This is a genomic window from Microvirga sp. 2TAF3, assembly GCF_052114965.1.
Classification (GTDB): domain Bacteria; phylum Pseudomonadota; class Alphaproteobacteria; order Rhizobiales; family Beijerinckiaceae; genus Microvirga.
Genome location: NZ_JBFRFT010000004.1, coordinates 235,284 through 261,452, shown reverse-complemented (window position 1 = coordinate 261,452; position 26,169 = coordinate 235,284). Strand labels below are relative to the sequence as shown.

Below are 26,169 nucleotides of genomic sequence, written 5' to 3'. Positions count from 1 at the left end.
GATGTGCGGCTGCAGCCGGGTCCGGGCGGGCAGGCGGCGAGCGTGCACCGCGACCATCTCGGCTCGCCGCGCCGGCTGAGCGCGGCGGGAAGCGGGGCGGTGCTGGCCAGGACCGTGCACCGGGCCTATGGCGACAGGCTGGTGCTGTCAGGGGCCGAGGCGCTCGACACGCACGGCTACCTCGGCGAGCGCGAGGATGGCGAGCTCGGGCTGATCTATCTCAATGCGCGCTACTACGACCCGAAGGCGGGCCGGTTCCTGTCGCCCGACAGCCTTGATCCGGTGCTGCCCGGGGTGGGCACCAACCGCTATGCCTATGCGCTGAATAATCCGGTCAACTTGAAGGATCCGGGCGGGCATGATGCGACACCAGAAGATGAAGCAGACGTCCCAAGTGGACGTGGTAAACCGGGAGATAATCAGTCCGATAAGACACCTAATCCCGGCCCCGATGAAGCAAAAGGGCCTAAATCAAGCAAAGCCAACGCAAAGCCGGCAGCTGAGCTGGAATCCCCGAATCCGCGTGGGTCTAGGGGAAGAGCGGGTGCGTGGGGGGCAGGTGGGTTCCTGGCAGGTCTCCTTGGGGTGGCGGATATTCTTAGCCAGCCAGTCCCAGGGCGTGGTGCTTGGTCCCAACCCAATTTTGCGCGAGGTAAAGAGTTCGAGCAAGCGATGGGTATGAATCTGCCTGGAAACTATCCTGTTGCAGACAACTGGGTCGCGGACAGGGGCCTACTGACAAGCTTCAAGACCATGGATCTTGAAAGCTACACATATCAAAATCCATCAACGGTGCAGGGTGTGCTAGAAGCCTACTCAAGCAAGCTTGCTGAATTTTCTCCTCGAGACTGGGGTAGGGCTGAGTTACATGGAGTTACAGTCAATGAGCGGAATGTGGTTGTGGGCATTCCATCACAGCCCAACCCGCTCCAGTCAGAGGCAATCCAGAAAGCGAAAGACTTCGCTCAATCGATCGGTGTCAATTTAAATACGGTTATATGGCCATGACCTGGAAAAGAGCATCAGCTTTCAAGATCTTAGATCGAATCGTCATCATGCCGGTCTTTCTTATTCCGCATTTGTATCCGGTGAGCGGGATACCGGTATACGATGGGCCGATTACCGATCCGAAGGTCCCAGATGCGGTTCTCGAGGCCTTGCTTTTGTCGCAGGCGCCTCCCCCGGATTTCTACATGGATCAGACAAACAAGGATTTTCTCAAAGACGTTCGATTCAAATCCTTAAAGGCCTTCCATAAAGTGGCCGATAAGGTCTCCATCGAAGTGAAATCGTCTCTGGTCGGGGATGAAGTCTTATTTCGTCCGCTCGCACGAGCGCAGGGCGGCGGATTTGAGACATCGACCTCGGATACACTGAGCGCTCCTTCGCATGATCGTGATGCCATTCGACAGGCCCTCGTTGCGGCACTTGAGTTGGCCGTTTTGGCCGAACCGAAGCCCAAACCAGTCCTTCCAAAGCGCAGTCGGATAAATCGGACAAGGAAGCCGACGCTAGACGAGTGAGCGCCTCTATCTCAACGCGCGCTACTACGACCCGAAGATGGGCCGCTTCCTGTCGCCCGACAGCCTCGATCCGACCCTGCCGGGCGTGGGCACCAATCGCTATGCCTACGCGCTGAATGACCCGGTGAATGGGCGGGATCCGAGTGGTCGCTCACGCGACGACGCCACGGATTATGGCGCGGGCTCAGATCTGAATGACGGTATGCAGAGCACGACCGATGTGACGAGAGCCTATGAGGAGGGCGCCCTTGGCGGCATCAACCCTGCAGCCGGAGCAAATGGGTCTCAAGGCTCGCTTGGGGGCAGCTTTGCAAATGTTATTACTTCTTATGCCTGCTTTGGGTGTGTAGGTGTGTTTGGAGGCTCAATTGGCGGGTATATGGTCGGCAATAACATTAAAAACGGCTACTACGGCAATCGGGTAGCTCCAGGCCTGACCTCCGATCCTATCCTGAATGAGGAAGCTACAAACGAGAATAAGCCAAACTCAGGTATAAAGATTGATGACAAAATCGCAGGCCAATTGACAGAACGCGGATGGACAAAGGCTGGGGTAGAGGAACTCGTTAATGGTCTGCCAGCCGGAACTTCGACTGACAGTAGAGGTCCCAAAAAGACGCCTGATGGCCTAGGGCGCAATGATCCTGCGACAGTTTATGGGTCTCCGAGTGGGGGATACGTAGTAGTCAACGATCGCACGAAAGAAGTCGTTCAAGTAAGCGATAAGAATGGCCCATGGGCTCCCGATGACAGAATCAAATGGAACAATTAAATGGCCATTCAAAATTATATACTTCAGGAAGATCCGGACGATTTTTTCAAATCGAACAGAAAAGCTACGATGTTATTTTCTCGTCGTGCTGCAAAGCAGATTTTTGAAATTGCAAGTTCAAAAGGTATCGCAATAATGAGGTATGAAGGCGGAATTCTTGTAAATGGTATATTTCAAGCGAAGCTAGATGCTGTTTGGGACCGTTTATATTCACATTCAGGGTCAAAATTCTTGGAGGAAGGGAATCTACGGGCAATCGCGGCAATTGAGACGGAGCCAGAAAATTATAATGCATTTGCTGTAACGGCTATGCCAGTAGAGTGAGCCTCAGTATTTAAGTTGAATTTAAGTTGAGGCCGACTGGCTGCTGAGCGCGACGCTCGGGGCCGAGCGGCAGGACTTTCGCTACGACATTGCCGGCAACCTGGTGGCGCAGACCGGGCCGGGCGCCTTCGGCGCGGCCTTTCCCTCGGCCGGCTCGGCGCATCCGCACGCGCCGCTTTCCGTCAATACCGTGCCGCAAGGCTATGACGGCAACGGCAACCTGCTCGGCGACGGTGTGCGCGCCTTCACTTGGGACGGCGACAACCGGCTGCAGCAGGTCAGGACCGCCGGGCTGACGGTGACGTTCGCCTACGGCCCGGACGGGGCGCGGCTGACCAAGACCGTGACGGCGGCCGACGGGGCGCCGCGTCCCACCCTGTTTCTCGGTCCCGGCTTCGAGCGCGGTCCCGGCCCGGCTTCGGCGCCGGAGCGGGGCCCGTGGACGCTCTATCCGCATCCGGACGTGCGGCTGCAGCCGGGTCCGGGCGGGCAGGCGGCGCGCGTGCACCGCGACCATCTCGGCTCGCCGCGCCGCCTGAGCGCGGGAAGCGGGGCGGTGCTGGCGCGCATCGTGCACCGGGCCTATGGCGACAGGCTGGTGCTGGCTACGGCTTAAGACGGGACGGCTGCACCTTTCTGTTGAAAAGTCACAACGTCAGGTTTGAAACTTAGTTGCGTTAGTTACGATCGGCGGGAAAGCCCCTGTCGGAGAGCGCCCGGTGAGTCCCGCTTTGAGTCCACGTTCCATTGTGCCGATCTCAAGTATTACGATCGAGAATCTTGAAGGCGACATACTGGATTATCCTGAGCAATTCGGTCCTGCTCCGATCGATCAGGGGGCGGATGCTTCTCTTTCCGGCCTTTCTGGGAGTGGCGCGGGCCTTGTCGGGTTAAGTCTGACTGTCTCAATCGAGGGCATGTCGCCGAGTCAGATCCTCTCGGTGCGTCATCAGGGCATGGGGTCGGGGCAGATCGGTTTTCAGAGTGGCATCGTCTATTACGATGGCGCGGCAATCGGGGAGGCGACCGGCGGGGCTGGGGGGACATTGACGATCATTCTCTCCACGGACAGCGTGGACGCGGTGACTGCTCTCATTCGGAACCTCACTTACGCGGATACGGGCGATGTGCCGTCCGCGGGGCAGATCACCATCGCGTTCTCGGATGAGTCCGGCACGCTTGGGAGCGCCGTGGTGACTGTGAATGTCACCCCGGTGAACGATCCGCCGCAAGCCGGGGATGACTCCTTCCTGCTTGATGCCGGTGATGTCATTGCCGGGAATCTGACCGACAACGATTTCGATCCGGACGACGATCCGATCGATCCTCCAAGTGCACCTCCGTTCCATGTCGCAAGTCTGACCGAACCAGACGGAACCGTGCACCTGATTTCCGAGGAGGGCACGAGCATTGTCGGCGCTTATGGTACTTTAACGCTCGATGCGAGCGGTGCTTTTACCTACACGGCAGACAATGCCGACGCCCTGGCTCCTGGCGAAACGGCAATAGATGAGTTCGACTACACGATCATCGATGATGGTGGTGCGCAATCAACAGCGACGATCAAGTTTACGGTAATCGGGCCATTCTCGCTTCACGTCACGAATCTCGATGGCGACACATTGATCTACCCGGAGCGCTCGCCCTCACTGCTGCTTGATACGGACGAAGCCGCCCTGGTCAACGGGACGCTGACGAACTTCGACGGCGTCACGCTTACGGTCTCCGTGGATCAGGCTTCCGGATCCGAGATTTTCTCCGTCATCGGTGAAGGCAATGGCGCTGGCCAAATCAATGTCTCAAACGGGGTGGTAAGCTTCGGGGGAGAGGAGATCGGCCTCCTGATCAGTGAACCCGGTGAGCCCCTGAGCGTCGTCTTCAATGCGTCGGCGTCTGCGAATGCGCTCTCGGCTCTGCTCCACCGCATCGCCTATGCGGATGCGAGCGAAACTCCCTCCGACAAAGCCGTGACCATCATGTTGGCAAAAGGGGCCGCTATCCTATCGGTCTCGCACCTGCAGGTTCTTATTGAAAACTCCGAGGATGCCCCGATCGCGAATGCCGATATCGGCACGGTCACCGCTGGAAGTTTCCTGACTGGCAAGGTCACTGAGAACGATTACGACCCCGATAATGCCGGTGCGGTCCTGACGGTGACCGGCTTCAATGCGGGCTCGTCGGGTTCAAGCCCGCAAGCCATGCCCGGTGCAACCATCGAAGGTATTTTCGGCACGCTGACGCTGAATGCAAACGGAACTTACACCTATATTGCGAACAAATCCGGTTCAATCCCGGTGGGAGAAACGGCACAGGATGTGTTCACCTACACCGTAGGGAGTTCCGCGGGCGGTGAGGCTTCGGCTCAGATCGCGATTACCATCGAAAACCCTCCGGCTCAGACCCTGTTCACGTTTTCGAATTTCGATGGCGATGCCTTGAACTACCACGAGCAGTCGGGGGAGATCCTGGTCGACCAGAACGCCACCGCCAAAGCGGATGGAATCGGGTGGGACGGAGTGAAGCTTCTGATAAGCCTCGGTGGAGCCGAATCTGGCGAAAGCATAGGGCTGCTGAGTCGGGAGGGCGCAGGGCAGATAGGCGTCTCAGGTTCGGAAGTCAGCTTTTCCAGAGGTATGATCGGCACCCTGGTTCAACTTTCTGCAACATCCCTGGAACTTACCTTGAATGCGGCCGCAAGCGATGCTGCCGTTTCGGCGGTGCTGAAAAGTATCCGCTATGATAATCCACTTGAGATCCTCAATGCAGCTTCACGGGTTGTCACTGTAAAGGCCAGCATCGGCAATCAAGTATTCGGCTCTGACTCCGCTACGTTCCTGCTCACACCGGTCGATGATCCGTTGCTGCCGACTGCCGATACGAATGTCGTCATGGAAGATACGGCTGTTTTCGGGAACGTCTTGACGAACGACATCGATCCCGACCGGCCGCCTCCACTCCTCAAGGAGCTATCGGTTCTCGGTGCTGTAGCCGGTACGGCAACTCCATCTCCCCAGCCCATGACAGGCCCTCTGGTTTTTGCCGGCGTCTACGGGACCCTCATTCTGAGCGCGGATGGGAGCTTCACCTATCGCGCCGATCATGCTGATGATCTGATCGCCGGAGAGACGGTGCGCGATACCTTTACCTATTTGGCCCGAAACGATACTGGCGACGAAGCCTCAGCCGCCCTTGTCTTCACAGTCAACGGCGCGGATGAGGCGAAGTTCGGAAGCGCTTCCGCTGATGTCCTGACCGGTGGTCGCGGGGCCGACACGCTTGATGGTCGCGAAGGGAATGATCGCCTCGTCGGAGGCGACGGCAACGACACTCTGATCGGCGGCGCAGGACATGATACGCTGGATGGTGGGAGCGGCGCCGATCTCATGCAGGGCGGCAATGGAAACGATACTTTCATTGTCGATAATAACAGTGACATCCTCGTCGAGGGCGGCAAGGGAACCGACACGATTCTGACTACGGTCGATGTCACATTAAAAAAGAAGCTTTCCATTGAAATTATCAAGAGCATCGGCCCGTTCTCGAGCAGGCTGAAGCTTGTCGGGAACGAGTTCAACCAGAAGATCTTCGGAGGTCCCGGGGCCGATGTCTTGAACGGCAAGGGGGGGAACGACATCCTCCAAGGCGGCAAGGGCAAAGATGCTTTCGTGTTCGACAGCCGCAACGTTGGTGTCGATATCGTTCTCGACTTCAAGATCAAGGAAGACAAGATTCACCTCGCCGGAAAAGCATTCGGCCTCCGCAAGGGAGTGTTGAAGGCCGCGGCGTTTCTCAAGGTCAATGGCGGTTCACCAGAAGCCGTGGATCCGGACGACCGGATCATCTACGACCGAAGCAAGGGCTTACTATATGCGGACCTGGACGGGAGTGGCGATATTCCGCCAATTCTCCTGGCTATCTTCAGAAACAAGCCAGATCTGAGTCTAAAGGACTTCCTTATCATCTGATCATCCCGGCATTCCCTCATGTAACCGAGATAGCCAGCGACTTGTGAGTTTTACGTGGCAGATGATGGCACTCTTTTATCGCTCGCGGCGCTCTACCTCGTTGCGGTTTCGCTGGCGATCTCAATTGTCGATGCTCGCAGCCTGGTCATTCCGAATGCATTGAATGCCGTGAATGCCGGAGGTGGATTGGCCTTTGCGATTCTCTTGAAGACGTCGTCGTTTTCCTCGTCGATCATCGGTGGTGGGGTTGGATTCCTGGCACTCCTTGCATTTCGATCGGGCTATCGAAGCATCAGGGGGCAGGATGGGCTCGGACTTGGCGACGTAAAGTTCATGGCCGGGGCCGGGCTCTGGGTTGGCTGGGAAGGACTTGCTCCGCTCCTGCTGGTCTCATCCCTCACTGCGCTCCTTTTCGCCGTGTTTCGCGGAATTCTGAAAGGGCATCTCGATCAGCGGAGGCCGCTTCCATTCGGTCCCTTCTTATGCGCCGGAACTCTGGCGGTCTGGGGCTCTCAAGCGGCGGGTCTTGCCCCGTGGGTTGGTCTTCCATGACAGCCGCTCCCGATTGCGCCTCTCCCGAGCCGGATGAAATGCTGGTAGAGCGCGCATTAAGTGCGCTCGTTGAGAATGGGGCCCTGACGGCTCAAGCCTTGGAACGAGGACGTCGAGCCGCGGCGGAAAGCGGTGAGCGCCATGATCGCGCGCTCAACAAGCTGGGTCTTGTGGCCGATGCCGCGCTCGCCGAAGCGTGGTCTGTCGTGACAGGGCTGAAAATCGCGGCACTTGAGGATTATCCGAAGGAACCTCTCCTGATCGGGACATTGGCTGCATCGTTCCTGGATCACGTAAAGGCGATGCCGATTAAGATCGATTCAGGGACGCTTTATCTCGCAATTATCGATCCGTTGGATCGGTTCAGTCCTGCTGCTATCGAGGAGAAGACTGGCCTTGCAGTCGTCCGTATGCTGGCGCGCACAGGGGATTTTGCGACCGCATTCGCGCGTCTTTATCAAGCTCCCGCTGAGCAGCTCGAGCCCGAGCACGGTCTCGACATTGGGACAGGCCTTTATTTGGATGTGGAACGGCTTCGGGATCTGGCAAGCGATGCCCCCGTGATCCGGACCGTCAATCGTCTGATCGACCAGGCCATCGAACGGAAGGCGTCTGATCTTCACATTTCCGGTACACGCACGGGCATTCGCGTGCGCTATCGCGTTGATGGACTTCTACAGGATGCGGATGCACCCCCGTCGCATCTCCACGCGGCGATCATCTCCAGGCTGAAGATCATGGCAAGCCTCGACATTGCGGAACGACGCTTGCCGCAGGATGGACGCATTCGGGTACCATGGAGGGGACGCGAAATCGATCTTCGGATTTCCACCATGCCGCATTTGAACGGCGAGGGTGCCGTGCTGCGTGTTCTGGATCGGTCGCACGTGGCGTTGGATTTCGAAGCTCTCGGTTTGTCCCGGCCACTTGTTGCATCCCTTCGCAGCGCTCTGTCGCAAACGCATGGACTCCTGCTGGTTACGGGGCCGACCGGTTCGGGAAAAACCACAACCCTCTACGCGGCCCTTGAAGCGATCGCGTCACCGGAGCTCAACATAGTCACTGTCGAGGATCCGATCGAGTACCAACTCGAGGGCGTTAATCAGATCCAGGTCAATCGAAAGATCGGTCTCGATTTTGCTGGTGCCCTCCGTGCAGTCCTTCGGCAGGACCCGGATGTGATCATGGTCGGCGAGATTCGCGACAGTGAGACTGCAGCTATTGCAAACCAAGCGGCTCTGACGGGACATCTGGTGCTCGCAACCCTTCATACCAATAATGCATTGGCTGCCCTGCCACGGCTTATCGATATGGGGGTGGAGCCTTACCTTCTTGCTTCGACGGTCCGGGCATCGATGGCGCAACGGTTGGCGAGGCGGCTGTGTCAATTCTGCCGTGAAGCTCACCCGATCGAGCCATTCTTTCGAGATCTCTGGGGCGAGCGGCTTTCAAGCGAGACCTGCTTCCGGTCGCGAGGATGCGCGGCTTGTGGCGGGTCGGGCCATTCAGGCCGCATCGCTATTGCCGAATTTCTGCCGATGACGGACACGCTGCGATCGCACCTGCTGCGCCAGGCTGACGAAGCGACCTTATCTCAGGACGCACGGGCTAATGGCTTTGGCACCATGCTGGACGACGGCCTTGCGAAAGTCGCGGGGGGACTCATCAGCATGGACGAGCTTATCCGCGTCATCGGATCGGTATGATGCCAAGCTATCGGTTTCTAGCGGCGACAAAAGGGAACGAGACGCGCGACGGCATGATCGAGGCCGATTCCGTACAGGAAGCCTTGGCTGCTCTGCATGGGCGTGGTCTGTACGTTATTCGTATCGGAAAGCCCTCGCGATTTTCTTCCCTCTGGATCATGCTCAACCGGGATGTGGCCTTGCGGCCACCCGTTGGATCTGCGGAGTTGGCCCGCTTGTCCCAGGAATGGGCTGGACTCGTCGAAGCAGGCATTCCTGTAGAGGAGAGCTTGGCGCTCCTCGGGCGTACCGGCCGATCCGACACCCGACGGGTGCTTTCCGCCATCAGGGAGGCGGTCAAGACGGGTACGGTGCTCTATGACGCATTGAGCCGGTTTCCGGACTCATTCCCGCCGGCATACCGGGCCCTTGTCCAGGCCGGGGAGACAGCCGGCGATCTCGGGCCGACCCTTAGGCGCCTTGGGGATAATCTGATGGCTCGCCGGGCGCTCGCAGAGGAAGTTCGAAATGCGCTCCTATATCCTCTGTTCCTCCTTATTACCGCGACTGCGGGGGTTCTGGTGCTTCTGCTCGTCGTGGTGCCTAACATCGAGAGCCTGATTGGCGAAGGTGGAGTGGAGAGGCTACCCACGGCTACGCGTCTGGTTCTCGTCGTCAGTCACATCCTGCGCGATTACGGAGCTGCGCTAGCTGTTATCACTGCTGCATTGGCAATTGGCTTCTCGTTCTTCTTTCTGATGCCTGCCGGACGCATGCGACTCGATGCATTCATCCTGAGGACGCCCTTTGTCGGAGCATTGATCAGAGTGATCGAAACGGGTCGTTTCGTTCGCACTCTCGGATCTCTTCTGGCCGGGGGAGTGGCTGTCTCCGCCGCAATACGGATCTCACTCGATACGATCGGCAACCGTCATATGCGCGCTGGCCTTGAGGCGGCACACTCATCCATCGTCTCTGGAGCATCGATCGGTGATGCAATCGCGGCGAGTTGCGTGTTCGGCGAGGACGCTATCAGCCTGATCCGAGTCGGAGAGAGGACCGGCCGTCTCGCCGAGGCTCTTGAGCGAACGGCAACCCTGCATGAAGCACGCGCCACGCGGCAGTTGAAAGCGCTGACGGCCATGCTGACGCCACTTCTAACGATAGGCTTCGGCGCTCTGGCGGGCGCTATCGTCTACGCCATGCTGTCGACCATTCTCGGCATTAATGAACTGATAAGCCCATGACCAGAACTCGTCCCCATCCTTTGAACGTCTCCGCTGCCCATCGCATATGGAGCCGTTTCTGCGTTGATAGCCATGGGATGACGCTCCTTGAGATTCTTGTGGTGATGGTGATCCTCGGGCTTCTTGCGACGCTCGGATCGATCCAGCTCATGGGGTATCTCGGCCGCGCGAAAACCGATATGGCGCGGCTCCAGGTTCAAGAGTTGATGACTGCTCTTGATCTGTTCCGGATCGATGTCGGCCGTCCACCGTCCACAAGCGAGGGATTGCAATCCCTGCTCGATAGACCCGCCAGCCTCGACAGTTGGCGCGGTCCATATCTCCGGAATAGAAATATTCTAACTGATCCTTGGCGCCGCCCTTATCAATACAAATCGCCGGGTGAGCACGGGGAATATGACCTTTCCACCTTAGGGGCCGATGGCGTTGTCGGTGGTGAGAACGAGAAGCGTGATGTGGCGAGCTGGACCGAACGCTGAGGCGGCCTTCACATTGCTGGAAGTGCTCGTCGTGCTGGCAATCCTGTCGCTTGCCGGAATGGCGGCGGCACTCGGTCTGCCGAATGCGCGCGATCGAGCGAAGCTCGCGCAAGCCGGCGCCTGGCTCGAGAATATGCTTGCCGATCTCCGCGGGCAGGCCCGGCGCGAGGGGCGCATGCATTGGGTGGAGTTTGACGTAAGTACGGGACGTTATCATCTCCAGGACACTGCATGGCGCGCTTTACCATCCGGAGCGACATGGGCTCTTACTCATGGCAGGCAGGCGGATGCTTCGCCTCTCATCACGTTTCTGCCCGACGGTACTGGATCCGGAGCGGAAATTTCCATCCGCGTGGGAGCATACTCGTCCATCCGCCGTGTCGAATGGCTAACCGGATCGATCCGTCATGCTCAACGCTGAGAGACTCCGCGCTGGCTTCACATTGCTTGAGGCGCTTGTCGCTCTCACGATCTTGGCAGGTGTAACCGCATCCGTGATGACGCTTATTGCAACGAACCGGCGAGCACAGGCTCATGCCGATGCCGATCTCTCCGCAGCTTTGCATGTACGGACTCTCCTTGCACGGGTCGGTCGCGACCTCCCGCTTGAGGTTGGAACGCAGTCCGGAACTTTCGAAGATGGCCAGACTTGGTCGATCTTCATCTCGTCGTTCAAACCAGACGGGGGCTTCGAAAACAGACAGCGTTCGCCGCTGCTACAGGTCCATGTCCGCCTGCAGCATGGCTTGCTTCGGCAATCTTTGGTCGACGTCTTCACGCTCAGGAAAGCGGCAAGATGACCGTTAGACAGCATACCGCCGACAAGGCAGGGTTCGCCCTCGTCGAACTCCTCGTTGCTATCGCTGTGGCTGGGCTTGCCGGGTCAATCCTCGTCGGTCTTCTGGCATTTCTAGAACGTAATAGCGCCGAGACTGAACGACGTATCCGGGAGCATGAGAGTGTGCTCGCGGTGGAACGTATCCTGCGTATTCTCGTAGCTGGTGCTCCTGCGTTCGTGCCAGGTGCGCCCATTCGCTCAGGGGGCTTCGGCAATGAGCGCGAGTTTACCGTTCTGTCGGTTGGCCCACCAATACTTGGCCTGCCTCGATCGGCAGTGTTTACGCTGCGTAGGGAGGGGCAGAGCGCAGTATCGGACATAGTCCTCACATGGACCGACGAAGGGGGGGAGGGGCGACAAGAGATTGTTGCGCAGAATATATCCGATAGTACCTTCGCTTATCTTCCGCTTCAGACGAATTCGCCGGACGCGACTTGGCGCTCCCGATGGCGCGCTGAGGATGGGCCCCTGAGAGCCCTGCGGTTATCTTTACGCTTCGCTCCGGCTTCGATTGCGCGCGTGATCGTAATTCCCATGCAGGCGGATTTTCCGGCTACATGTCTACGCAATCCACGGCAGATCGGCTGCACCTTAGAGCATGCTTGGAACGAGCGAAGACCAGTCGTTCGTTCAGGTCATATGTTATCAAGAAATCTGAGGCTTAGTGGATGAACGCCTCCTCATGGACGTGGCTTCTGCGGCTTTACTTCATTGCCTTGGAGAAGGTGGATCTGGGGATCCAAACCCTTCCGCCCGCGCTCAAGCGCATCCTGCGGCCGAGCGCAACGCATATCACGGTACGGATCGTGCAGGGAGGGTTCACGGCTGTTCTTGTCCCTTCGGGCTTGCAGAGAAATTCCGAAGTCCATTGGCAAGAAGAAGCCGGTCATTGGCAGCCAGAAGCTACGCTTCGGCAGTTTGCCCGCGTTGCGCGCGAGCGACCTGTCGACCTTGAGCTGCCGCTCGAATTTACACTCTCGCATAGCGTAAGGCTTCCGCGAGCGGCGCTCACGAATCTAGCTGATGCTATTGCATATGGACTTCCAACGTGGAGCCCATTCCAGGCTAATGATGTGTATATCGATGGAAGCGTAGAGCGGATTGATGGAGCACAGGCCGTGGTGCGCCTTCATTATGCCTTGCGGTCTAAGCTTGATCCTCTTCTCATGAAGCTAGATGCGGCCGGCCTTGCCGCAGACAGGCTTGTCCTCGATTCCGCATCGCGCCGTTTCGTGGCACTCCCAACACCTAAATTGGCTCGCCTACGACAGACATGGCTCATTAATGGAGCGCTGGCATCAAGCGCCATTATCCTCGCTCTTCTTCTTTGCGTCTTTCAGATTATGATTCTCTCCGGCAGGCTTGAAGAAACTGAAAGTGCGATTCGATCGGAGCTTGTGCAACTACGTCAAGAGGAGACGCTGAAAGCGGCCTATGCCTCCTTTAGCGCGCGTCGTACGGCGGTATCCGAGAGACGTGCAAAAGAGATCAGCGCAAATGAGCTTCTTGCTTCTCTTGCCCGGCACTTGCCGAATGACATCTTCGTCCAAGCACTCGAGCTTGGAGGCGGGCAGGGGCGGATTGGTTTGTCTGGTGGCGATCCGGATGTGATCCTGCAGGTGCTTCGAGGGATTTCGATCATTCATAACCCGCAAATCGAGTCGATGCTGGCTCCGCCCTCCATAAGCGTAACCTTCAAGTTTGTGAGGAAGGGCTCTTGAACCAATCGCGACGATTTGTCTTTCTCATGGCTGCCGTCTTGCTTCTAGCCGGAGGAGGGCTCGCCTTGCTGGTGAGTATGTGGGTGGAAAGGCACACCGCGCTTGCATCCATGCAGGTTCGCCTCTCCGAACTGCGAGCACGGCGCCTCGATCCGCGTGATGTCGATACCCTTGGAAAGATGCTCGCTGCGGCCCCCGATCCGCAGGCCGGCCTTTTGGTCGCGGGCGACAATGATGCTACGTTACGCCTGGAGTCCTTTATCCGTTCTGTCGCTAAGGATCATCGGGCGGAGGTACTGTCGATTTCCCTTGTCACGGATACGGTAGGGGGCAAGCTGCCTATCTTGCGTGGGAACTTGCATTTTGTTGTCGGCGACGAAAGCGTCGGCTCTTTCGTGAAATCGCTGGAGACCGGAAGTCCTACTGTTTTTCTGGAGCATCTTCGGATCGCCCAGAGATCTGCATATCGGGCTGAAAGCGAGGCGCTTATGCTCGATTTGTCGACATCGATCCTGGTCTATCGAGATATTCCGGCTGCCGGGAGATCTAAACCGTGAGATTGCTGCGTATCCTCCTCATCACCATCAATATGGTACTTGCAGCGGCTTTCTGCCTGCCTTTGGGTGATGTTCGGTTCACCGAACCTTCGCGATCAATTCTCAAAGTGGATTCATTGTCTTTGCCGACCCTTGTCTCATGGCCCGAGCAACCCGAATTCGCCCGCACCCTCTTTCGAGCCCGACCGTTGCAAGTTGAGGCAGACAATCCATCACCTGACATCGGCGTTGATCCAAAGGTTCGGCTTCTGGGCATTATTCTGACCGAAGGGCAGAGGGTCGCGGTGGTAGAGCGTGACGGAGCTGCCATACGGGTTGAGGAGGGGGCTCATTTAAATGAATGGCAGGTTACGATGATCGCCCCGCGCATGATTCGCCTAACTCATGCAGAGCAGAATAGAGATGTTTTGCTGGATCCGCAGACAGATTCTCATTGAGCAGCTGCTTGGGAAGTCCTGCAAGAACGATATGCGTTCGCGCGGCTTTGTGCTGCTTTCAGTATTGCTCGTCATCGGAGTCGTGTCCTCTCTTATGATCGGGCTGACTATGGCAGTTCGTGCGGATCGCGCGAATGTCGCCATCGAGCGTCGGCTCGTGCAGGCAGGTGCCCTTGCAGATGCAGGGCTGACCCGCGCCATTGCAGCTCTAGAAGCTACGGACGATCAGCTCTTGGCAAGCCTGCTCGACAGATCCAGGCCGACACGGTGGCGGTTTGCAGGCCAAGATATCTTCATCTCGCTTATCCCCGAAACCGGGAAGGTCGACCTGAATTCCGGTGATCCGGAGCTCATCGTCAACATATTGCACGCTGTCGTTCGTGATACTGCCAAGGCTGATCGGCTCGTGCAGCGGTTGTCCGCGATGCGTCGCGCCCGTCAGGATTTGGAGACCGCACGTGGCCTCCTTGATCCTAATGATCGTGCAGGCCCTCTTGCCCGTGATATCGAAGCCGCCTTCACCGTCTGGACGAGTCTTCGCGGCGTCGACCCGCGGTTCGCCCCTTCGGTTGTGCTGCGCCACTTGCCCGGTCTGCAAGAAGGCGAAGCGGAACTCCTTGAACGGGCAAGAGAACACAGAGCCTATGACGAACTGTCTCCCTTCATTGCCCGATTTGGTCACCTTCTTGGTGCAAACCGCCCAATTTATCGCGCACGGGCTGAAGTGACGATCGAGGGCGCGACGGCTCGGCGGGAAGCCCTCCTCACATACAATCCTACGACCCGTGTTGTTTGGGTCGTATTCTGGCGAGACGTTGCGGATTGATGTTCACAAAGTTTGCGGCTTCGTTGCGCAAACAGCCGTTAATCGTGAAATCGCGTGTTCTGCTCCCATTTCCCCCAGATTTCCGGCTTACTGAAGAAGGACTTGAGCTCTATTCCCGGTCAGTCTCAACGGCCATGACGAGTGTCGCCTTCGCGGCGGGGCAGAATGATGCGCCCGTCAAAGGCGGCACATTGATCTATCTGGAGCAGGCACACGAAGCTCTATCCGCCGGCTGGCAGTTTTATCCGAATGGCGGCGGGCTCAACCAGATCACCGACAAGCTGATCTATCAGAATTCGCAGACGCTCAAAATCGAGCCATGGATCGCGGAATCGTGAGCGGTCAATTCGGAAGTGATCAACAATTACGACCGCAGTGAAGTGATCGATCCGCTCACGGTTAGATTCTTCTTCAAGGAACCGTCCCCGAGCTTCCTGCAAGGAACCTCCGTCATCCGTTCCAGTCTTGTTTCGCCGGTAACGCTGGCGTTTCCTTTCGAGGCGCTGGGCGATGCGACGAAGATCGCCGGATCCGGCTCCTTCGTCGTAGCGAGCGAAACGCTTGGCCGCGAACTGACGCTGACGGCGCGCAAAGACTACAATTGGGGACCCGCAAAGCTCGCCCATCAGGGCCACGACACCGCCATCATCGCCTCGTCCGCCGCATTGACCGACGCGCCCGCCGCATTCGGAGCGCAGCATATCGAGCGATTGCGGCAGGTCGGGCCCGACGATCTGGAAATCGTGGACGTGATCAACGGAGCCGCGTTCTTCAACGGGGCCAACCGGCTGATACTGTCTCTGGGAGAGCCGACGCCTCCGGCGAAATCGCTGCGCGGCTAAAACATGAAGGGGCGAGGGGGATCCCGTTCGTCCCATCATGCTGCCCGCCTCATCTGGTCAGGCGGGGATACATGTGGGCTGCGATGGACACGAGGAGCGCGGTGACGGCGGCCAGAATGGTGAAGTCGAAGCCGAGACCGTATTGCGTCGTGCCGTTGGTCAGCATGAGGGTGCGAAGGCCGTCCACCTCATAGGTCAGCGGGTTGGCGGATGAGATCGCCTTGAGCCATCCGGGCATCAGATCGATGGGATAGATGGCATTGCTGGCGAAGAAGATCGGCATGGTGAGCACCTGGCCGATGCCCATGAAGCGTTCCCGGGTCTTCACGATGCAGGCGATGATGAGGGAGAAAGTGGAGAAGAGCGCGGACCCGATCGCGATGAAGATGGCGACGCCGGCAATATTGGCCGGCGCGAAGGTCACGTCGATTCCCATGAAGACCGCAAGCAGATAGACGATGACCGCCTGAGCAAGCCCGCGCACGGCGGACGAGGCGGCTTTGCCGAGGACGATTGCGCTCCGGGGCGCCGGGCTGACCATGTAGCGGTGCAGCACCCCGAGGTCGCGCTCCCAGATCGCGGCGATTCCGAAGAAGATAGCCGCGAACAGGACGCTCTGGGCCAGAATGCCAGGCGCCAGAAAATCGAGGTAGCGGCCTCCGCCCGCGATGCCTCGCACCTGAGCCATGACCTGCCCGAAAAGGAGGAGCCAGATCGCCGGCTGAAGCGCGCGCGTGAACAATTCGCTCGGATCGTGCCGGAGCTTTTGGATTTCGGCATCGGCGACCGCATAGACCTGAGTAAGGTAGCCGGCTCCCAAGGTCAGCGGGGAGGATCTACGAATGAGCGCGAGCGCTGGCGCGGGTCTGTCTGACGTCACGATAGGATCCTCCGGAGACGATCTCGGTGCCGGTAATCTGGGCGAACACATCGTCGAGGGTCGCATCGGGGCCGATCCGTGCCTTGAGCTCCTGCGGCGTACCGACCTCCTGCAGGCGGCCCGCATGCAGCACGCCGATACGGTCGCAAAGCTCGTCCGCCTCGTCCATCAGATGGGTCGTGAGCAGGATCGTGGTGCCGAACTCCTCGCGCAGCCGGCGCACATGGTCCCACACGGCGCGGCGCGCGACCGGATCGAGGCCGACCGTCGGCTCGTCCATGAACAGGACGGCTGGCTCATGCATCATGCTCTGGGCAATCTCGAGCCTTCTGATCATCCCGCCCGAGAAGCCCGCGACAAGACGGTGCGCGGCATCTTCGAGGTCCATCAGCTTGAGGGCCGCCGCGATCCGCTCCTCGCGCTCCTTGTGCGGAATGAGATAGAGACGGGCGGAAAGCAGCAGGTTCTCGTAGGCGGTGAGCGCGCCGTCCGCCGACAGGAGCTGGGGCACGTATCCGATATGCGCCCGCACATTCCCCGGACGACGCACCACGTCGAAGCCGGCAACTCGGGCGGAGCCTGAACTTGGCGGCAGCAGGGTCGTCAGCATCTTGATGAGGGTCGACTTTCCCGCGCCGTTCGGCCCGATGAGACCGAAGATTTCGCGTGCCAGGACATGAAGCGACACGCCGTCGACGGCGGTGAGCGCGCCGAAACGCCGTGTCAGGACATCCGATTCAATGATGCCCGCTTCGTCGGAACCGCAGCCGGAGAGCGGCAAGACCTTCTTTCCTCCCGGAATGATCTTGTCAGGTTAAGCCGGGCCGACCCGCCGGGCATTGACCCTTGTCAAACGGCAGGCAGGCCATGGCGATCCTCGCCGAAAGGCGCCCCTTTCGAAAGGTCGTTGGTCTCTTCATGCGACGAAGTTTCAGATAAATGTCGACATATTGTGGAATAACGGCGATAAAATTCTTGATGAATTGGTTTTAATAGGTAAAAGTGTCGACATATAGTTGACCTTAGGGCGCCAAGGCGCCAAGGCTCCGAGGTGCGAGAACATTGAACAAGGGGACGATCCGGTAGAGTCATGGCTAGCTTCACCAATAATGAGCGCCCGGCGCCCGACAGCGTCCTGGTCGATATCGCCGATTATGTGCTGAACTATCGCGTCGACAGCGCTCTGGCCTACGAGACCGCGCGCAACTGCCTCCTGGATACGCTGGGCTGCGGTCTCGAGGCGCTGGAATATCCCGCCTGCACCAAGCTGCTCGGGCCGGTGGTGCCGGGAACAATCGTCCCGAACGGCGCGCGCGTGCCCGGCACGCCCTATCAGCTCGACCCGATCCAGGCGGCCTTCAATATCGGCACGCTGATCCGCTGGCTCGATTTCAACGATTGCTGGCTGGCCGCCGAATGGGGGCATCCGTCCGACAATCTCGGCGGCATTCTCGCCGTCGCCGACTGGCTGTCGCGCAACGCGGTTGCCGCCGGCCGCGCGCCGCTGACCATGCGCGACGTGCTGACCGCCATGATCAAGGCCCACGAAATCCAGGGCTGCCTTGCGCTCGAGAATTCGTTCAACAAGGTCGGCATCGATCACGTCATCCTGGTCAAGGTGGCATCGACCGCCGTGGTCGCGGGGATGCTCGGTCTCAATCGCGACGAGATCATCAATGCGCTCTCCCTCGCCTTCGTCGATGGGCAGGCGTTGCGTACCTATCGCCACGCGCCGAATGCCGGTTCGCGCAAGAGCTGGGCCGCTGGCGACGCGACGAGCCGCGCCGTGCGTCTCGCCCTGATCGCCCAGACCGGCGAGATGGGCTATCCCTCGGCGCTCAGCGCGAAGACCTGGGGGTTCTACGACGTCTCCTTCCGTAGCCAGCCCTTCAAGTTCCAGCGGCCCTACGGCTCCTACGTGATGGAGCACGTGCTGTTCAAAATCTCGTATCCGGCCGAGTTCCATGCGCAGACGGCCGTGGAAGCGGCGATGGCCTTCCATGAGAAACTCGCCGCCATGGGGCGTAGCGCGGCCGATATCGCGTCGATCAGGATCCGCACTCACGAAGCCTGCATCCGCATCATCGACAAGCGCGGTCCACTGCATAATCCTGCCGATCGCGACCATACCATTCAATACATGGTTGCCGTGCCGCTGATCTTCGGGCGTCTCGTCGCGTCGGATTATGAGGATGCGGTGGCCGCCGATCCGCGCATCGACGCGCTGCGCGCCAAGATCGAGTGCGTGGAGGATCCCGCCTTCACGCGGGATTATCACGATCCGGAAAAGCGCTCCATCGCCAACGCGATGACCATCACGCTGAATGACGGCACCGTGCTGCCGGAACTCGTGGTCGAATATCCCATCGGTCACAAGCGGCGGCGCGCCGACGGCATCCCGCTGCTCGAAGCGAAGTTCCGCACCAATCTTGCTCGCCGTTTCGTCGAGAAGCGCCAACGCCAGATCCTGGATGTCTCGCTCGACCAGACGCGGCTCGAGGCGATGCCGGTGAACGACTATGTCGATCTCTACGCGAGATGAGGAGAAGGCGGCATGCCATATCTGGTGAGTTCCGATCTTCCTTCTGTGCCGGCAGGCGAAAGGTTTCGTGCGCTGGTGGAGGCGGGTGGCATCCTCTCCATCCCCGGTGCGCATAACGGCATGGCGGCGCTCCAGGCCAAGGCGGCGGGCTTTCAGGCGCTCTATCTGTCAGGCGCTGCGATGACGGCCTCCATGGGGCTCCCCGATCTCGGCATCATCACGGTCGACGAGGTCGCCTTCTTCGTCCGTCAACTCGCGCGATCGAGCGGGCTTCCGACGCTTGTCGATGGAGACACCGGCTATGGCGAGGCGCTCAATGTGATGCACATGGTACGCACTTTCGAGGATGCGGGTGCGGGCGCGGTGCATATCGAAGATCAGCTGCTGCCGAAGAAGTGCGGGCACCTCAACGACAAGAAGCTTGCCGACGCTCACGACATGGCCGCCAAGGTGGCGGCGGCGGTGAAGGCCCGGCGCCACCTCTATGTCATCGCGCGCACCGATGCGGCGGCGAGCGAGGGGCTGGACGGAGCGGTCGCGCGCGCCCGGCTTTATCTTGAAGCGGGGGCGGATGCGATCTTCCCCGAGGCGCTCACCACCGCCGAGATGTTTCGCGCCTTCGCCGAGCGCATGCCGGGCGTGCCGCTTCTCGCCAACATGACCGAGTTCGGCCGCACGCCTTTCTTCACCGCGTCGGAATTCGAGGCAATGGGCTATCGCATGGTGATCTGGCCGGTCTCGGCTCTGCGCGTCGCCAACAAGGCGCAGGCCAAACTCTATGCAGCCATTCGCCGGGACGGCGGCACACACAAGATGATCGAAGAGATGCAGACGCGCGCCGAACTCTACGATCTGATCAGGCTCGCCGAGTACGAGGCGCTCGATGCCTCCATCGTGAAGACGGTCATCCCGATGGGAATGCCGCAGCATAAAGAGACTGTTTGAACGGCGCATCGCGCCGTTGCCCAATCAAGCCGCCACAAGAGCGGCAGTCAATGCCAGCTGACGGATGGTCCGGCAGCAGCGAATAATCCAATGGCCAGAGGGAAGAAACGACATGTTCAAGAGACTTCTGATCACGGGCGGCTTAGCCCTGACATTGACGACGGGGATTGCGTCCGCCGATACGGCGAAGGTCATGATCCCAGCCAATCCCGGCGGCGGCTGGGATGGTGCCGGACGCCAGACGATGGCGGCTCTCAACCAGACCAAGATCTTCACCGACGGGGTGAATTTCACCAACAAGGGCGGTGCCGCGGGCACCATCGGGCTTGCGGAATTCGTCCGCACCGCGAAGGGCGACGACAATGCGCTGCTCGTCACGGGCGTGATCATGGTCGGCGGCGTCATCACCAATAAGACGCCGGTTTCGCTCGACGACACCACGCCGCTCGCGCGGCTCACCAACGAGTACAACGCCATCGCCGTGCCGGCGGATTCGCCGATCAAGACTCCGAAGGACTTCCTCGCCGCGCTGAAGGCCGATCCGACCGCGCTGTCGGTCGGTGGCGGTTCTGCGGGAGGCGTCGATCACGTCATGCTCGCCCTGTTGGCGAAACAGGCCGGTGCACCTGTCGACAAGATCAATTTCGTCGCCTTCTCGGGCGGCGAGATTCTGGCCGCGCTCGGCGGCGGCAAGATCAAGGCTGCGATCTCCGGGGCGTCCGAGTTCCGTCCGTTCGCCCAGTCCGGCCGCATCCGCATCATCGCCGTGTCCGGCCCGACCCGCCTCGAAGGGCTCGACGTGCCGACGCTCAAGGAAGCCGGCATTCCGATCGAGATCGGCAACTGGCGCGGCATCGTCGGCGCGCCGGGCATGAGCGAATCCGGGCGCAAGCTCTGGGCCGAGCGCTTCGAGAAATTGCGCAAGACCGATATCTGGGCGGCCACGCTGAAGACCCAGGGCTGGGAAGACGCCTATCTCCCCAGCGATGAGTTCTCCGCCTTCCTGAAGAAGGAGAAGGCCGAGTGGTCCCAGGTGCTGAAGGAAGTCGGCATCCTCAATTGAGCGGCTTATACCGGGCCTGCCGCATTGCGCAGGCCCGGTACTGCATCCATGCCTTTCAGCGCCTCGAAATGCCTCCGGCAACATGACCGGAGAGCGGTGGGGCGTCAGCATCCAGGATCGACACCATGCTCAGCACCGACGAGAAATCCATCCGACCACGCCTGGGACGCCCCTGGTGGATCGGCATTGCCGTTCTCGCCATGGGCGGGATCTGGCTTCACGGCGCGAGCGGAATTTCCTCGACGACGAAATATGTCGGCATGGGCCCCGCGGCCATGGTCGGCGCGGTTGGTGCCGGACTTGCCCTGATCGGGGTTCTGCTGATCCTTCAAGTGGCGCGTGGTGAAAACTTCCGTCCGCAGGAGGAGGAAGGTGCCGACGCGGATGCGCCACCGTCGCGAAAGGCTTTTCTGCTCGCGCTGGCAGGGATCGGCCTGCCGCTCGTCACCATCCGGACCCTCGGCTTCCCCATCACGGCGGCGCTGACCTTCACGTTGGTGACGCACGCCTTCGGATCGCGGCGTACCGTCTTCGACCTCGCCGTCGGCATGATGATCGGAGCCGGTTCCTGGTTCGGGTTCTCGAAACTCGGCATCGATCTTGGCGCATTCCTGCCGCTTGTCAGGTGATACAATGGACACGCTGAACCAGCTCATCGGCGGTTTCGCCGTCGCCTTGCTACCGATCAACCTGTTCTGGGCGCTGGTTGGATGCGCACTCGGCACGGCCATCGGCGTATTGCCCGGCATCGGGCCCGCGCTGACCATCGCGCTGCTGCTGCCGGTGACGGCGCAGGTGGCACCCGAATCCGCCTTCATCATGTTCGCGGGAATTCTCTACGGCGCGCTCTATGGCGGCTCGACCACTTCGATCCTGCTCAATACGCCCGGCGAGAGCGGATCGGTGATGACCGCCATCGAAGGCAACCGCATGGCGCGGACGGGGCGCGGCGCGGCGGCACTGGCGACGTCGGCAATCGGTTCCTTCATCGCCGGCACCATCGGCACGCTCGCACTTACCTTCCTCGCCCCGGCCATCGCCGAACTCGCCTTCATTTTCGGGCCGGAGGATTATTTCGCGCTGATGATCCTGTCCTTCACCTCCGTCGCGGTGGTGATGGGCACGTCGCGGGTGCGCGGCTTCGCGGCTTTGTTTCTCGGCCTCGCGCTCGGCACCATCGGCATCGATACGCAGACCGGCCAGCCCCGCATGGTGTTCGGCTCGCTCGAACTGCTCGACGGTGTCTCTTTCACGGTCGTGCTGGTCTCACTGTTCGCGGTCGGCGAGACGCTCTATGTCGCGAGCCGATACGCAAAGGTTCCCGCAATACTCAACCCGCTGTCGGGCGGCTCGTGGATGACCCGCGAGGACTGGAAACGGTCCTGGAAGCCTTGGCTGCGCGGCAGCCTGATCGGATTCCCGATCGGCTCCTTACCGGCGGGCGGCACCGAAATTCCGACCTTCCTGTCCTACACCATCGAACGGCGACTGAGCCCCCATCCGGAGCAGTTCGGAAGTGGCGCCATTGAGGGCGTTGCGGGTCCGGAGGCCGCCAACAATGCGGCTGCGGCGGGCATTCTCGTGCCGCTGCTCACCCTCGGCCTGCCTTCGACGGCGACGGCGGCCGTGTTGCTCGCCGCTTTCCAAAATTACGGCTTGCAGCCGGGTCCTCTGCTTTTCACCACCAACCCCAATCTGCTTTGGGGGCTGATCGCCTCGCTCTATATCGGCAATCTGATCCTTCTGATCCTCAACCTGCCTCTGGTCGGAATCTGGGTGCGGCTGCTGCTGATCCCGCGTCCCTACATCTATGCCGGCATCGTGGTCTTCGCGATGGTCGGCGTGTGGGGTATCTCCACGTCCTGGATGGATCTTGCGTTGATGTGCGGGCTCGGACTCGTCGGCTATGTGGCGCGGGTCTATGACTTTCCCATCGCGCCCGCCTTGATCGGGATGATCCTGGGGCCCCAGGCGGAGATCCAGCTCCGCCGCGCGCTGGCGGTGAGCCAGGGCGACTGGACCGTGCTGGTCAGCACGCCGATCTCGGCGGGGCTGCTCGCAATCGCGGCGGGGGTGCTGCTATTGCCGCTGCTGCTGCGCCGGTTGCGCACTGCCGCGGAATCGTCCGAGGCCGAACCGGCGGTCGGTGTCGAGGCGAAATGAAATCAGGCGGGTCGATCTCCGGGGCCGCCGGCGAGCGCGGTCTGGAGTGCGGCGCGGGCGGAGCGGATATGACGGCGCATCAGGATCTCGGCGAGTTCGCCGTCGCGCTGGCGGATCGCCTCGGTGATGCGCAGATGCTCCTTCCATGCCTCGCGGCCACGGCCCTGTACCGTGCGGTGTAGACGCCGGCACAGCCGCAGGCGGGGATAGAACTGGTCGCATAGCAGCTCGGCCAGGATCGGGTTGCGGCTGCCTCGGGCGATACGCATGTGGAAGTCGGTCTCCGGATCGTCCTGAAGATAGGCGCCGAGCGGATTACGGTCGATTTCGCCGCGATGCCCGGCAACCAGTTGCTCCAGCGCGGCGATCTCTTCGTCAGTCATGTGCGCGGCGGCAAGGCGCGCGGCCATGCCCTCGATGGCCTCGCGGACGTCGAGCAAGGCGAGGAACTCTTCCGCGCTCGGCTGCGAGACGCGCGCGCCCTGATTGACCACATAGGTGACGAGGCCGCGCTCCTGAAGCCGGCGGATCGCCTCGCGCACGGGCGCGCGGCTGGCGCCGAAACTGCGCGCGATGGCGGGCTCGCTGAGCTTCGCGCCGGGAGCCAGATCGCCGGCCAGGATAGCAGCCGTCAGATCCTCATAGAGCCGGGTCGCGAGGCCGGTCGCAGCGGTTTCATCCGCCGCATCATCCATATCCGCGCCCTTCGGCATGTCGACACTTTTGGCAGTAGGATGGATATTGCGCGAGGCCAACGCATTGAATTTGGCTGACTTCATCAAGAATGCTCCTCGCGCGCACCGTCGCCGCCGGCCTCTTACGCCGACAATATAAAAACCCTGTCATTGAATTGGGAGGGATAATGTAAAAGTTTGTTCGACGGGCATCCCGGAATCAGGCTTTGAGCCGATAGCCCGTCCTGAAGATCAACCAGATCGCCGCGAGGCAGAGGGCCATGAACACGAATGTCATGCCGAGGCTCACGCCGACGGCGACATCGGAGACGCCGTAGAAGCTCCAGCGGAAGCCGCTGACCAGATAGACCACGGGGTTGAACAGGGTGATCTTCTGCCAGAGCGGCGGCAGCATGCTGATGGAATAGAAGCTGCCGCCGAGGAATGTGAGGGGCGTGACGATCATCATCGGCACGATCTGCAGTTTCTCGAAACCGTCGGCCCAGATGCCGATGATGAAGCCGAACAGGCTGAACGTCACCGAGGTCAGGACGAGAAAGGCGATCATCCAGAAAGGATGGGCGATGGAAAAATCGACGAACAGCCGGGCGGTCGCCAGGATGATGAGCCCTAGGATGATCGATTTGGTGGCCGCCGCGCCCACATAGCCGATGACGATCTCGAATGCCGAGATCGGCGCGGACAGGACTTCGTAGATGGTGCCCGTGAATTTCGGCATGTAGATGCCGAACGAGGCATTGGAGATGCTCTCGGTCAGGATCGAGAGCATGATCAGGCCCGGCACGATGAAGGCGCCGTAGCTGACGCCGTCGATCTGGGCTATGCGCGCGCCGATGGCCGAGCCGAACACGATGAAATAAAGCGAGGTCGAAATGACCGGGGAGGCGATGCTCTGCAGAAGCGTGCGCCAGGTGCGCGCCAGCTCGAAGATGTAGATGGCCTTGATGGCATAGAAATTCATGCGCGTGTCCCCACCAGGCTGACGAAGATTTCCTCCAGCGAGCTTTGCGTGGTGTGGAGATCCTTGAAATCGATGCCATGCTCGGCGAGACGCCGCAGCAGTTCCGCGATTCCCGTCTGCTCGCTCTGCGCATCGAAAGTGTAGATGAGCTGCGTCCCATCCGCCGACAGTTCGAGCTGATAGGCGGACAGTTCCTGCGGCAGGGCGTGGAGCGGGCTCTGCAATTGCAGCGTGAGCTGCTTCTTGCCGAGCTTCTGCATCAGCACGGCCTTGTCCTCCACGAGGATGATCTCGCCCTTGTCGATCACCCCGATCCGGTCAGCCATCTCTTCCGCTTCCTCGATATAGTGGGTGGTCAGGATGATGGTGACGCCATTCTCGCGCAGGCCTCGGACCATCTCCCACATGTCTCGCCGCAGCTCCACATCGACGCCGGCGGTGGGCTCGTCGAGGAACAGGATCTCCGGCTCGTGCGACAGGGCCTTGGCGATCATCACCCGGCGCTTCATGCCGCCCGAGAGGGCCATGATCTTGGTGTTCCGCTTGTCCCAGAGGGACAGGTCCTTGAGCACCTTCTCGATATAGGCGGGGTTCGGAGACTTGCCGAACAGGCCGCGGCTGAACTTCACCGTATCCCACACACTCTCGAAGGCATCGGTGGAGAGTTCCTGCGGGACGAGGCCGATCTTCGCCCGGGCGGCGCGATAGTCGCGGATAATGTCGTGGCCGTCGACCAGCACCGTGCCGTTGCTGGGGTTGACGATGCCGCAGATGGTGCTGATCAGGGTGGTCTTGCCGGCGCCGTTCGGGCCGAGCAGGGCAAAGATCTCCTGGCGGCGGATATCCAGGTTCACATTCCGCAAGGCCTGAAAGCCGGATGCGTAGGTCTTGCTGAGCTGCGAGACCGAAATGACGGCATTCGGTGAGGCGGGCCGTGGTGTCTGCCTGTCGTCGAGCGGCTTCATGCAGCCACCTTTCCCTGAAGCCTGTCTTTTGCGAAGGGGATTTCCTTCGCAAAAGACAGGCGATCTTTCACCCTTTTACAGAGCGCAGAATTGCCTGACGTAGAGCATCCGCTGGCCGCTTCAATCGGCTAGCGGATGCGCAACGGATTTACGGCCTGGGTCGGGATTCAGCAACCCCCGGCGCCAT

The 26,169-nt window shown here is 60.1% G+C and carries 29 protein-coding genes and 1 pseudogene; 25 read left to right on the top strand and 5 right to left on the bottom strand.

Annotated features, from left to right (window positions below):
• The 20 genes and pseudogenes from AB4Y97_RS06755 to AB4Y97_RS06660 form a co-directional block, all read left to right on the top strand.
• Window positions 1-1,008, top strand: a 1,008-nt coding sequence (locus AB4Y97_RS06755; RefSeq protein WP_441998248.1) for an RHS repeat-associated core domain-containing protein, incomplete at its 5' end; no start/stop codon positions are given.
• The gene (locus AB4Y97_RS06750) at window positions 1,005-1,523 is read left to right on the top strand and encodes a hypothetical protein (RefSeq protein ID WP_441998247.1); all 519 of its coding nucleotides are present in this window, start codon (window positions 1,005-1,007) and stop codon (window positions 1,521-1,523) included. The genes AB4Y97_RS06755 and AB4Y97_RS06750, both read left to right, overlap by 4 nt.
• Before the next feature lie 13 nt (window positions 1,524-1,536).
• A pseudogene (locus tag AB4Y97_RS06745) lies at window positions 1,537-1,659 on the top strand (RHS repeat-associated core domain-containing protein); the annotation flags it as partial.
• Between the two features lie 66 nt (window positions 1,660-1,725).
• Window positions 1,726-2,295, top strand: coding sequence for a colicin E5-related ribonuclease (locus AB4Y97_RS06740; protein ID WP_441998264.1), 570 nt, complete (start codon window positions 1,726-1,728; stop codon window positions 2,293-2,295).
• Window positions 2,296-2,619, top strand: coding sequence for a hypothetical protein (locus AB4Y97_RS06735; protein ID WP_441998246.1), 324 nt, complete (start codon window positions 2,296-2,298; stop codon window positions 2,617-2,619).
• 103 nt (window positions 2,620-2,722) lie between these two features.
• Window positions 2,723-3,235, top strand: coding sequence for a hypothetical protein (locus AB4Y97_RS06730; RefSeq protein WP_441998245.1), 513 nt, complete (start codon window positions 2,723-2,725; stop codon window positions 3,233-3,235).
• 103 nt (window positions 3,236-3,338) lie between these two features.
• Complete coding sequence (locus AB4Y97_RS06725; protein ID WP_441998244.1) at window positions 3,339-6,584, top strand: Ig-like domain-containing protein; 3,246 nt, start codon at window positions 3,339-3,341, stop codon at window positions 6,582-6,584.
• 54 nt (window positions 6,585-6,638) lie between these two features.
• Window positions 6,639-7,136, top strand: a complete 498-nt coding sequence (locus AB4Y97_RS06720) for a prepilin peptidase (protein ID WP_441998243.1) — start codon at window positions 6,639-6,641, stop codon at window positions 7,134-7,136.
• Window positions 7,133-8,842: a GspE/PulE family protein gene (locus tag AB4Y97_RS06715; protein WP_441998242.1), complete on the top strand. Its 1,710-nt coding sequence runs from the start codon at window positions 7,133-7,135 to the stop codon at window positions 8,840-8,842. Before AB4Y97_RS06720 ends, AB4Y97_RS06715 begins: the two co-directional genes overlap by 4 nt.
• A complete protein-coding gene (locus AB4Y97_RS06710; protein WP_441998241.1) occupies window positions 8,839-10,068 on the top strand; it encodes a type II secretion system F family protein in 1,230 nt (409 codons plus the stop codon). Before AB4Y97_RS06715 ends, AB4Y97_RS06710 begins: the two co-directional genes overlap by 4 nt.
• A 20-nt stretch (window positions 10,069-10,088) precedes the next feature.
• Window positions 10,089-10,547, top strand: a complete 459-nt coding sequence (gene gspG / locus AB4Y97_RS06705; protein WP_441998240.1) for a type II secretion system major pseudopilin GspG — start codon at window positions 10,089-10,091, stop codon at window positions 10,545-10,547.
• Window positions 10,522-10,968: a type II secretion system protein gene (locus AB4Y97_RS06700; RefSeq protein WP_441998239.1), complete on the top strand. Its 447-nt coding sequence runs from the start codon at window positions 10,522-10,524 to the stop codon at window positions 10,966-10,968. The genes gspG and AB4Y97_RS06700 overlap by 26 nt, the downstream gene beginning before the upstream one ends.
• The gene (locus AB4Y97_RS06695) at window positions 10,955-11,347 is read left to right on the top strand and encodes a PulJ/GspJ family protein (RefSeq protein ID WP_441998238.1); all 393 of its coding nucleotides are present in this window, start codon (window positions 10,955-10,957) and stop codon (window positions 11,345-11,347) included. The genes AB4Y97_RS06700 and AB4Y97_RS06695 overlap by 14 nt, the downstream gene beginning before the upstream one ends.
• Window positions 11,344-12,057, top strand: a complete 714-nt coding sequence (locus AB4Y97_RS06690; protein WP_441998237.1) for a type II secretion system protein — start codon at window positions 11,344-11,346, stop codon at window positions 12,055-12,057. The genes AB4Y97_RS06695 and AB4Y97_RS06690 overlap by 4 nt, the downstream gene beginning before the upstream one ends.
• A complete protein-coding gene (locus AB4Y97_RS06685) occupies window positions 12,054-13,106 on the top strand; it encodes a hypothetical protein (protein ID WP_441998236.1) in 1,053 nt (350 codons plus the stop codon). The genes AB4Y97_RS06690 and AB4Y97_RS06685 overlap by 4 nt, the downstream gene beginning before the upstream one ends.
• Window positions 13,103-13,663, top strand: coding sequence for a hypothetical protein (locus AB4Y97_RS06680; RefSeq protein WP_441998235.1), 561 nt, complete (start codon window positions 13,103-13,105; stop codon window positions 13,661-13,663). The genes AB4Y97_RS06685 and AB4Y97_RS06680 overlap by 4 nt, the downstream gene beginning before the upstream one ends.
• On the top strand, window positions 13,660-14,100 hold the full coding sequence (locus AB4Y97_RS06675) for a hypothetical protein (RefSeq protein WP_441998234.1): 441 nt from the start codon (window positions 13,660-13,662) through the stop codon (window positions 14,098-14,100). The genes AB4Y97_RS06680 and AB4Y97_RS06675 overlap by 4 nt, the downstream gene beginning before the upstream one ends.
• A complete protein-coding gene (locus tag AB4Y97_RS06670; RefSeq protein WP_441998233.1) occupies window positions 14,066-14,926 on the top strand; it encodes a hypothetical protein in 861 nt (286 codons plus the stop codon). The genes AB4Y97_RS06675 and AB4Y97_RS06670 overlap by 35 nt, the downstream gene beginning before the upstream one ends.
• Complete coding sequence (locus tag AB4Y97_RS06665; RefSeq protein WP_441998232.1) at window positions 14,923-15,264, top strand: hypothetical protein; 342 nt, start codon at window positions 14,923-14,925, stop codon at window positions 15,262-15,264. The genes AB4Y97_RS06670 and AB4Y97_RS06665 overlap by 4 nt, the downstream gene beginning before the upstream one ends.
• A gap of 15 nt (window positions 15,265-15,279) precedes the next feature.
• Complete coding sequence (locus AB4Y97_RS06660; RefSeq protein WP_441998231.1) at window positions 15,280-15,768, top strand: hypothetical protein; 489 nt, start codon at window positions 15,280-15,282, stop codon at window positions 15,766-15,768.
• Between the two features lie 49 nt (window positions 15,769-15,817).
• Here AB4Y97_RS06660 and AB4Y97_RS06655 read toward each other — a convergent pair whose 3' ends face one another.
• The gene (locus AB4Y97_RS06655) at window positions 15,818-16,648 is read right to left on the bottom strand and encodes an ABC transporter permease (protein ID WP_441998230.1); all 831 of its coding nucleotides are present in this window, start codon (window positions 16,646-16,648) and stop codon (window positions 15,818-15,820) included.
• A complete protein-coding gene (locus tag AB4Y97_RS06650) occupies window positions 16,605-17,429 on the bottom strand; it encodes an ATP-binding cassette domain-containing protein (RefSeq protein ID WP_441998229.1) in 825 nt (274 codons plus the stop codon). The genes AB4Y97_RS06655 and AB4Y97_RS06650 overlap by 44 nt, the downstream gene beginning before the upstream one ends.
• Before the next feature lie 309 nt (window positions 17,430-17,738).
• On the opposite strand from AB4Y97_RS06650, the gene AB4Y97_RS06645 reads away from it, so the two are divergent.
• From AB4Y97_RS06645 to AB4Y97_RS06625, 5 genes are all read left to right on the top strand, one after another.
• Window positions 17,739-19,190 (top strand): bifunctional 2-methylcitrate dehydratase/aconitate hydratase, encoded by a 1,452-nt coding sequence (locus AB4Y97_RS06645; RefSeq protein ID WP_441998228.1) that lies wholly within the window; start codon window positions 17,739-17,741, stop codon window positions 19,188-19,190.
• 12 nt (window positions 19,191-19,202) lie between these two features.
• Complete coding sequence (gene prpB / locus AB4Y97_RS06640) at window positions 19,203-20,135, top strand: methylisocitrate lyase (RefSeq protein ID WP_441998227.1); 933 nt, start codon at window positions 19,203-19,205, stop codon at window positions 20,133-20,135.
• A 112-nt stretch (window positions 20,136-20,247) separates the two neighbouring features.
• Window positions 20,248-21,198 carry a Bug family tripartite tricarboxylate transporter substrate binding protein gene (locus AB4Y97_RS06635; RefSeq protein WP_441998226.1) on the top strand — a complete coding sequence of 317 codons (951 nt, stop codon included), beginning with the start codon at window positions 20,248-20,250 and terminating at the stop codon, window positions 21,196-21,198.
• 125 nt (window positions 21,199-21,323) lie between these two features.
• Window positions 21,324-21,827, top strand: coding sequence for a tripartite tricarboxylate transporter TctB family protein (locus AB4Y97_RS06630; protein ID WP_441998225.1), 504 nt, complete (start codon window positions 21,324-21,326; stop codon window positions 21,825-21,827).
• Window positions 21,828-21,831: 4 nt separating this feature from the next.
• On the top strand, window positions 21,832-23,361 hold the full coding sequence (locus AB4Y97_RS06625) for a tripartite tricarboxylate transporter permease (protein WP_441998224.1): 1,530 nt from the start codon (window positions 21,832-21,834) through the stop codon (window positions 23,359-23,361).
• A 2-nt stretch (window positions 23,362-23,363) separates the two neighbouring features.
• Here AB4Y97_RS06625 and AB4Y97_RS06620 read toward each other — a convergent pair whose 3' ends face one another.
• From AB4Y97_RS06620 to AB4Y97_RS06610, 3 genes are all read right to left on the bottom strand, one after another.
• Window positions 23,364-24,140 carry a GntR family transcriptional regulator gene (locus AB4Y97_RS06620; RefSeq protein WP_441998223.1) on the bottom strand — a complete coding sequence of 259 codons (777 nt, stop codon included), beginning with the start codon at window positions 24,138-24,140 and terminating at the stop codon, window positions 23,364-23,366.
• Between the two features lie 115 nt (window positions 24,141-24,255).
• Entirely contained in the window at window positions 24,256-25,017 is a 762-nt protein-coding gene (locus AB4Y97_RS06615; RefSeq protein ID WP_441998222.1) for an ABC transporter permease, read from the bottom strand.
• Entirely contained in the window at window positions 25,014-25,982 is a 969-nt protein-coding gene (locus AB4Y97_RS06610) for an ABC transporter ATP-binding protein (RefSeq protein ID WP_441998221.1), read from the bottom strand. The genes AB4Y97_RS06615 and AB4Y97_RS06610 overlap by 4 nt, the downstream gene beginning before the upstream one ends.
• Window positions 25,983-26,169 lie beyond the last annotated feature (187 nt).

Excerpts from the sequence above, each read along its gene's own strand:
- AB4Y97_RS06635 (WP_441998226.1), top strand. The coding sequence starts at position 20,248 with ATGTTCAAGAGACTTCTGATCACGGGCGGCTTAGCCCTGACATTGACG.
- AB4Y97_RS06620 (WP_441998223.1), bottom strand. The coding sequence starts at position 24,140 with ATGAAGTCAGCCAAATTCAATGCGTTGGCCTCGCGCAATATCCATCCT.
- AB4Y97_RS06645 (WP_441998228.1), top strand. The coding sequence starts at position 17,739 with ATGGCTAGCTTCACCAATAATGAGCGCCCGGCGCCCGACAGCGTCCTG.
- AB4Y97_RS06710 (WP_441998241.1), top strand. The coding sequence starts at position 8,839 with ATGATGCCAAGCTATCGGTTTCTAGCGGCGACAAAAGGGAACGAGACG.
- AB4Y97_RS06625 (WP_441998224.1), top strand. The coding sequence starts at position 21,832 with ATGGACACGCTGAACCAGCTCATCGGCGGTTTCGCCGTCGCCTTGCTA.
- AB4Y97_RS06670 (WP_441998233.1), top strand. The coding sequence starts at position 14,066 with ATGTTTTGCTGGATCCGCAGACAGATTCTCATTGAGCAGCTGCTTGGG.
- AB4Y97_RS06740 (WP_441998264.1), top strand. The coding sequence starts at position 1,726 with ATGCAGAGCACGACCGATGTGACGAGAGCCTATGAGGAGGGCGCCCTT.
- AB4Y97_RS06750 (WP_441998247.1), top strand. The coding sequence starts at position 1,005 with ATGACCTGGAAAAGAGCATCAGCTTTCAAGATCTTAGATCGAATCGTC.
- prpB (WP_441998227.1), top strand. The coding sequence starts at position 19,203 with ATGCCATATCTGGTGAGTTCCGATCTTCCTTCTGTGCCGGCAGGCGAA.
- AB4Y97_RS06615 (WP_441998222.1), bottom strand. The coding sequence starts at position 25,017 with ATGAATTTCTATGCCATCAAGGCCATCTACATCTTCGAGCTGGCGCGC.
- AB4Y97_RS06695 (WP_441998238.1), top strand. The coding sequence starts at position 10,955 with ATGCTCAACGCTGAGAGACTCCGCGCTGGCTTCACATTGCTTGAGGCG.
- AB4Y97_RS06715 (WP_441998242.1), top strand. The coding sequence starts at position 7,133 with ATGACAGCCGCTCCCGATTGCGCCTCTCCCGAGCCGGATGAAATGCTG.
- AB4Y97_RS06700 (WP_441998239.1), top strand. The coding sequence starts at position 10,522 with ATGTGGCGAGCTGGACCGAACGCTGAGGCGGCCTTCACATTGCTGGAA.
- AB4Y97_RS06690 (WP_441998237.1), top strand. The coding sequence starts at position 11,344 with ATGACCGTTAGACAGCATACCGCCGACAAGGCAGGGTTCGCCCTCGTC.
- AB4Y97_RS06735 (WP_441998246.1), top strand. The coding sequence starts at position 2,296 with ATGGCCATTCAAAATTATATACTTCAGGAAGATCCGGACGATTTTTTC.
- AB4Y97_RS06685 (WP_441998236.1), top strand. The coding sequence starts at position 12,054 with ATGAACGCCTCCTCATGGACGTGGCTTCTGCGGCTTTACTTCATTGCC.
- AB4Y97_RS06610 (WP_441998221.1), bottom strand. The coding sequence starts at position 25,982 with ATGAAGCCGCTCGACGACAGGCAGACACCACGGCCCGCCTCACCGAAT.
- AB4Y97_RS06630 (WP_441998225.1), top strand. The coding sequence starts at position 21,324 with ATGCTCAGCACCGACGAGAAATCCATCCGACCACGCCTGGGACGCCCC.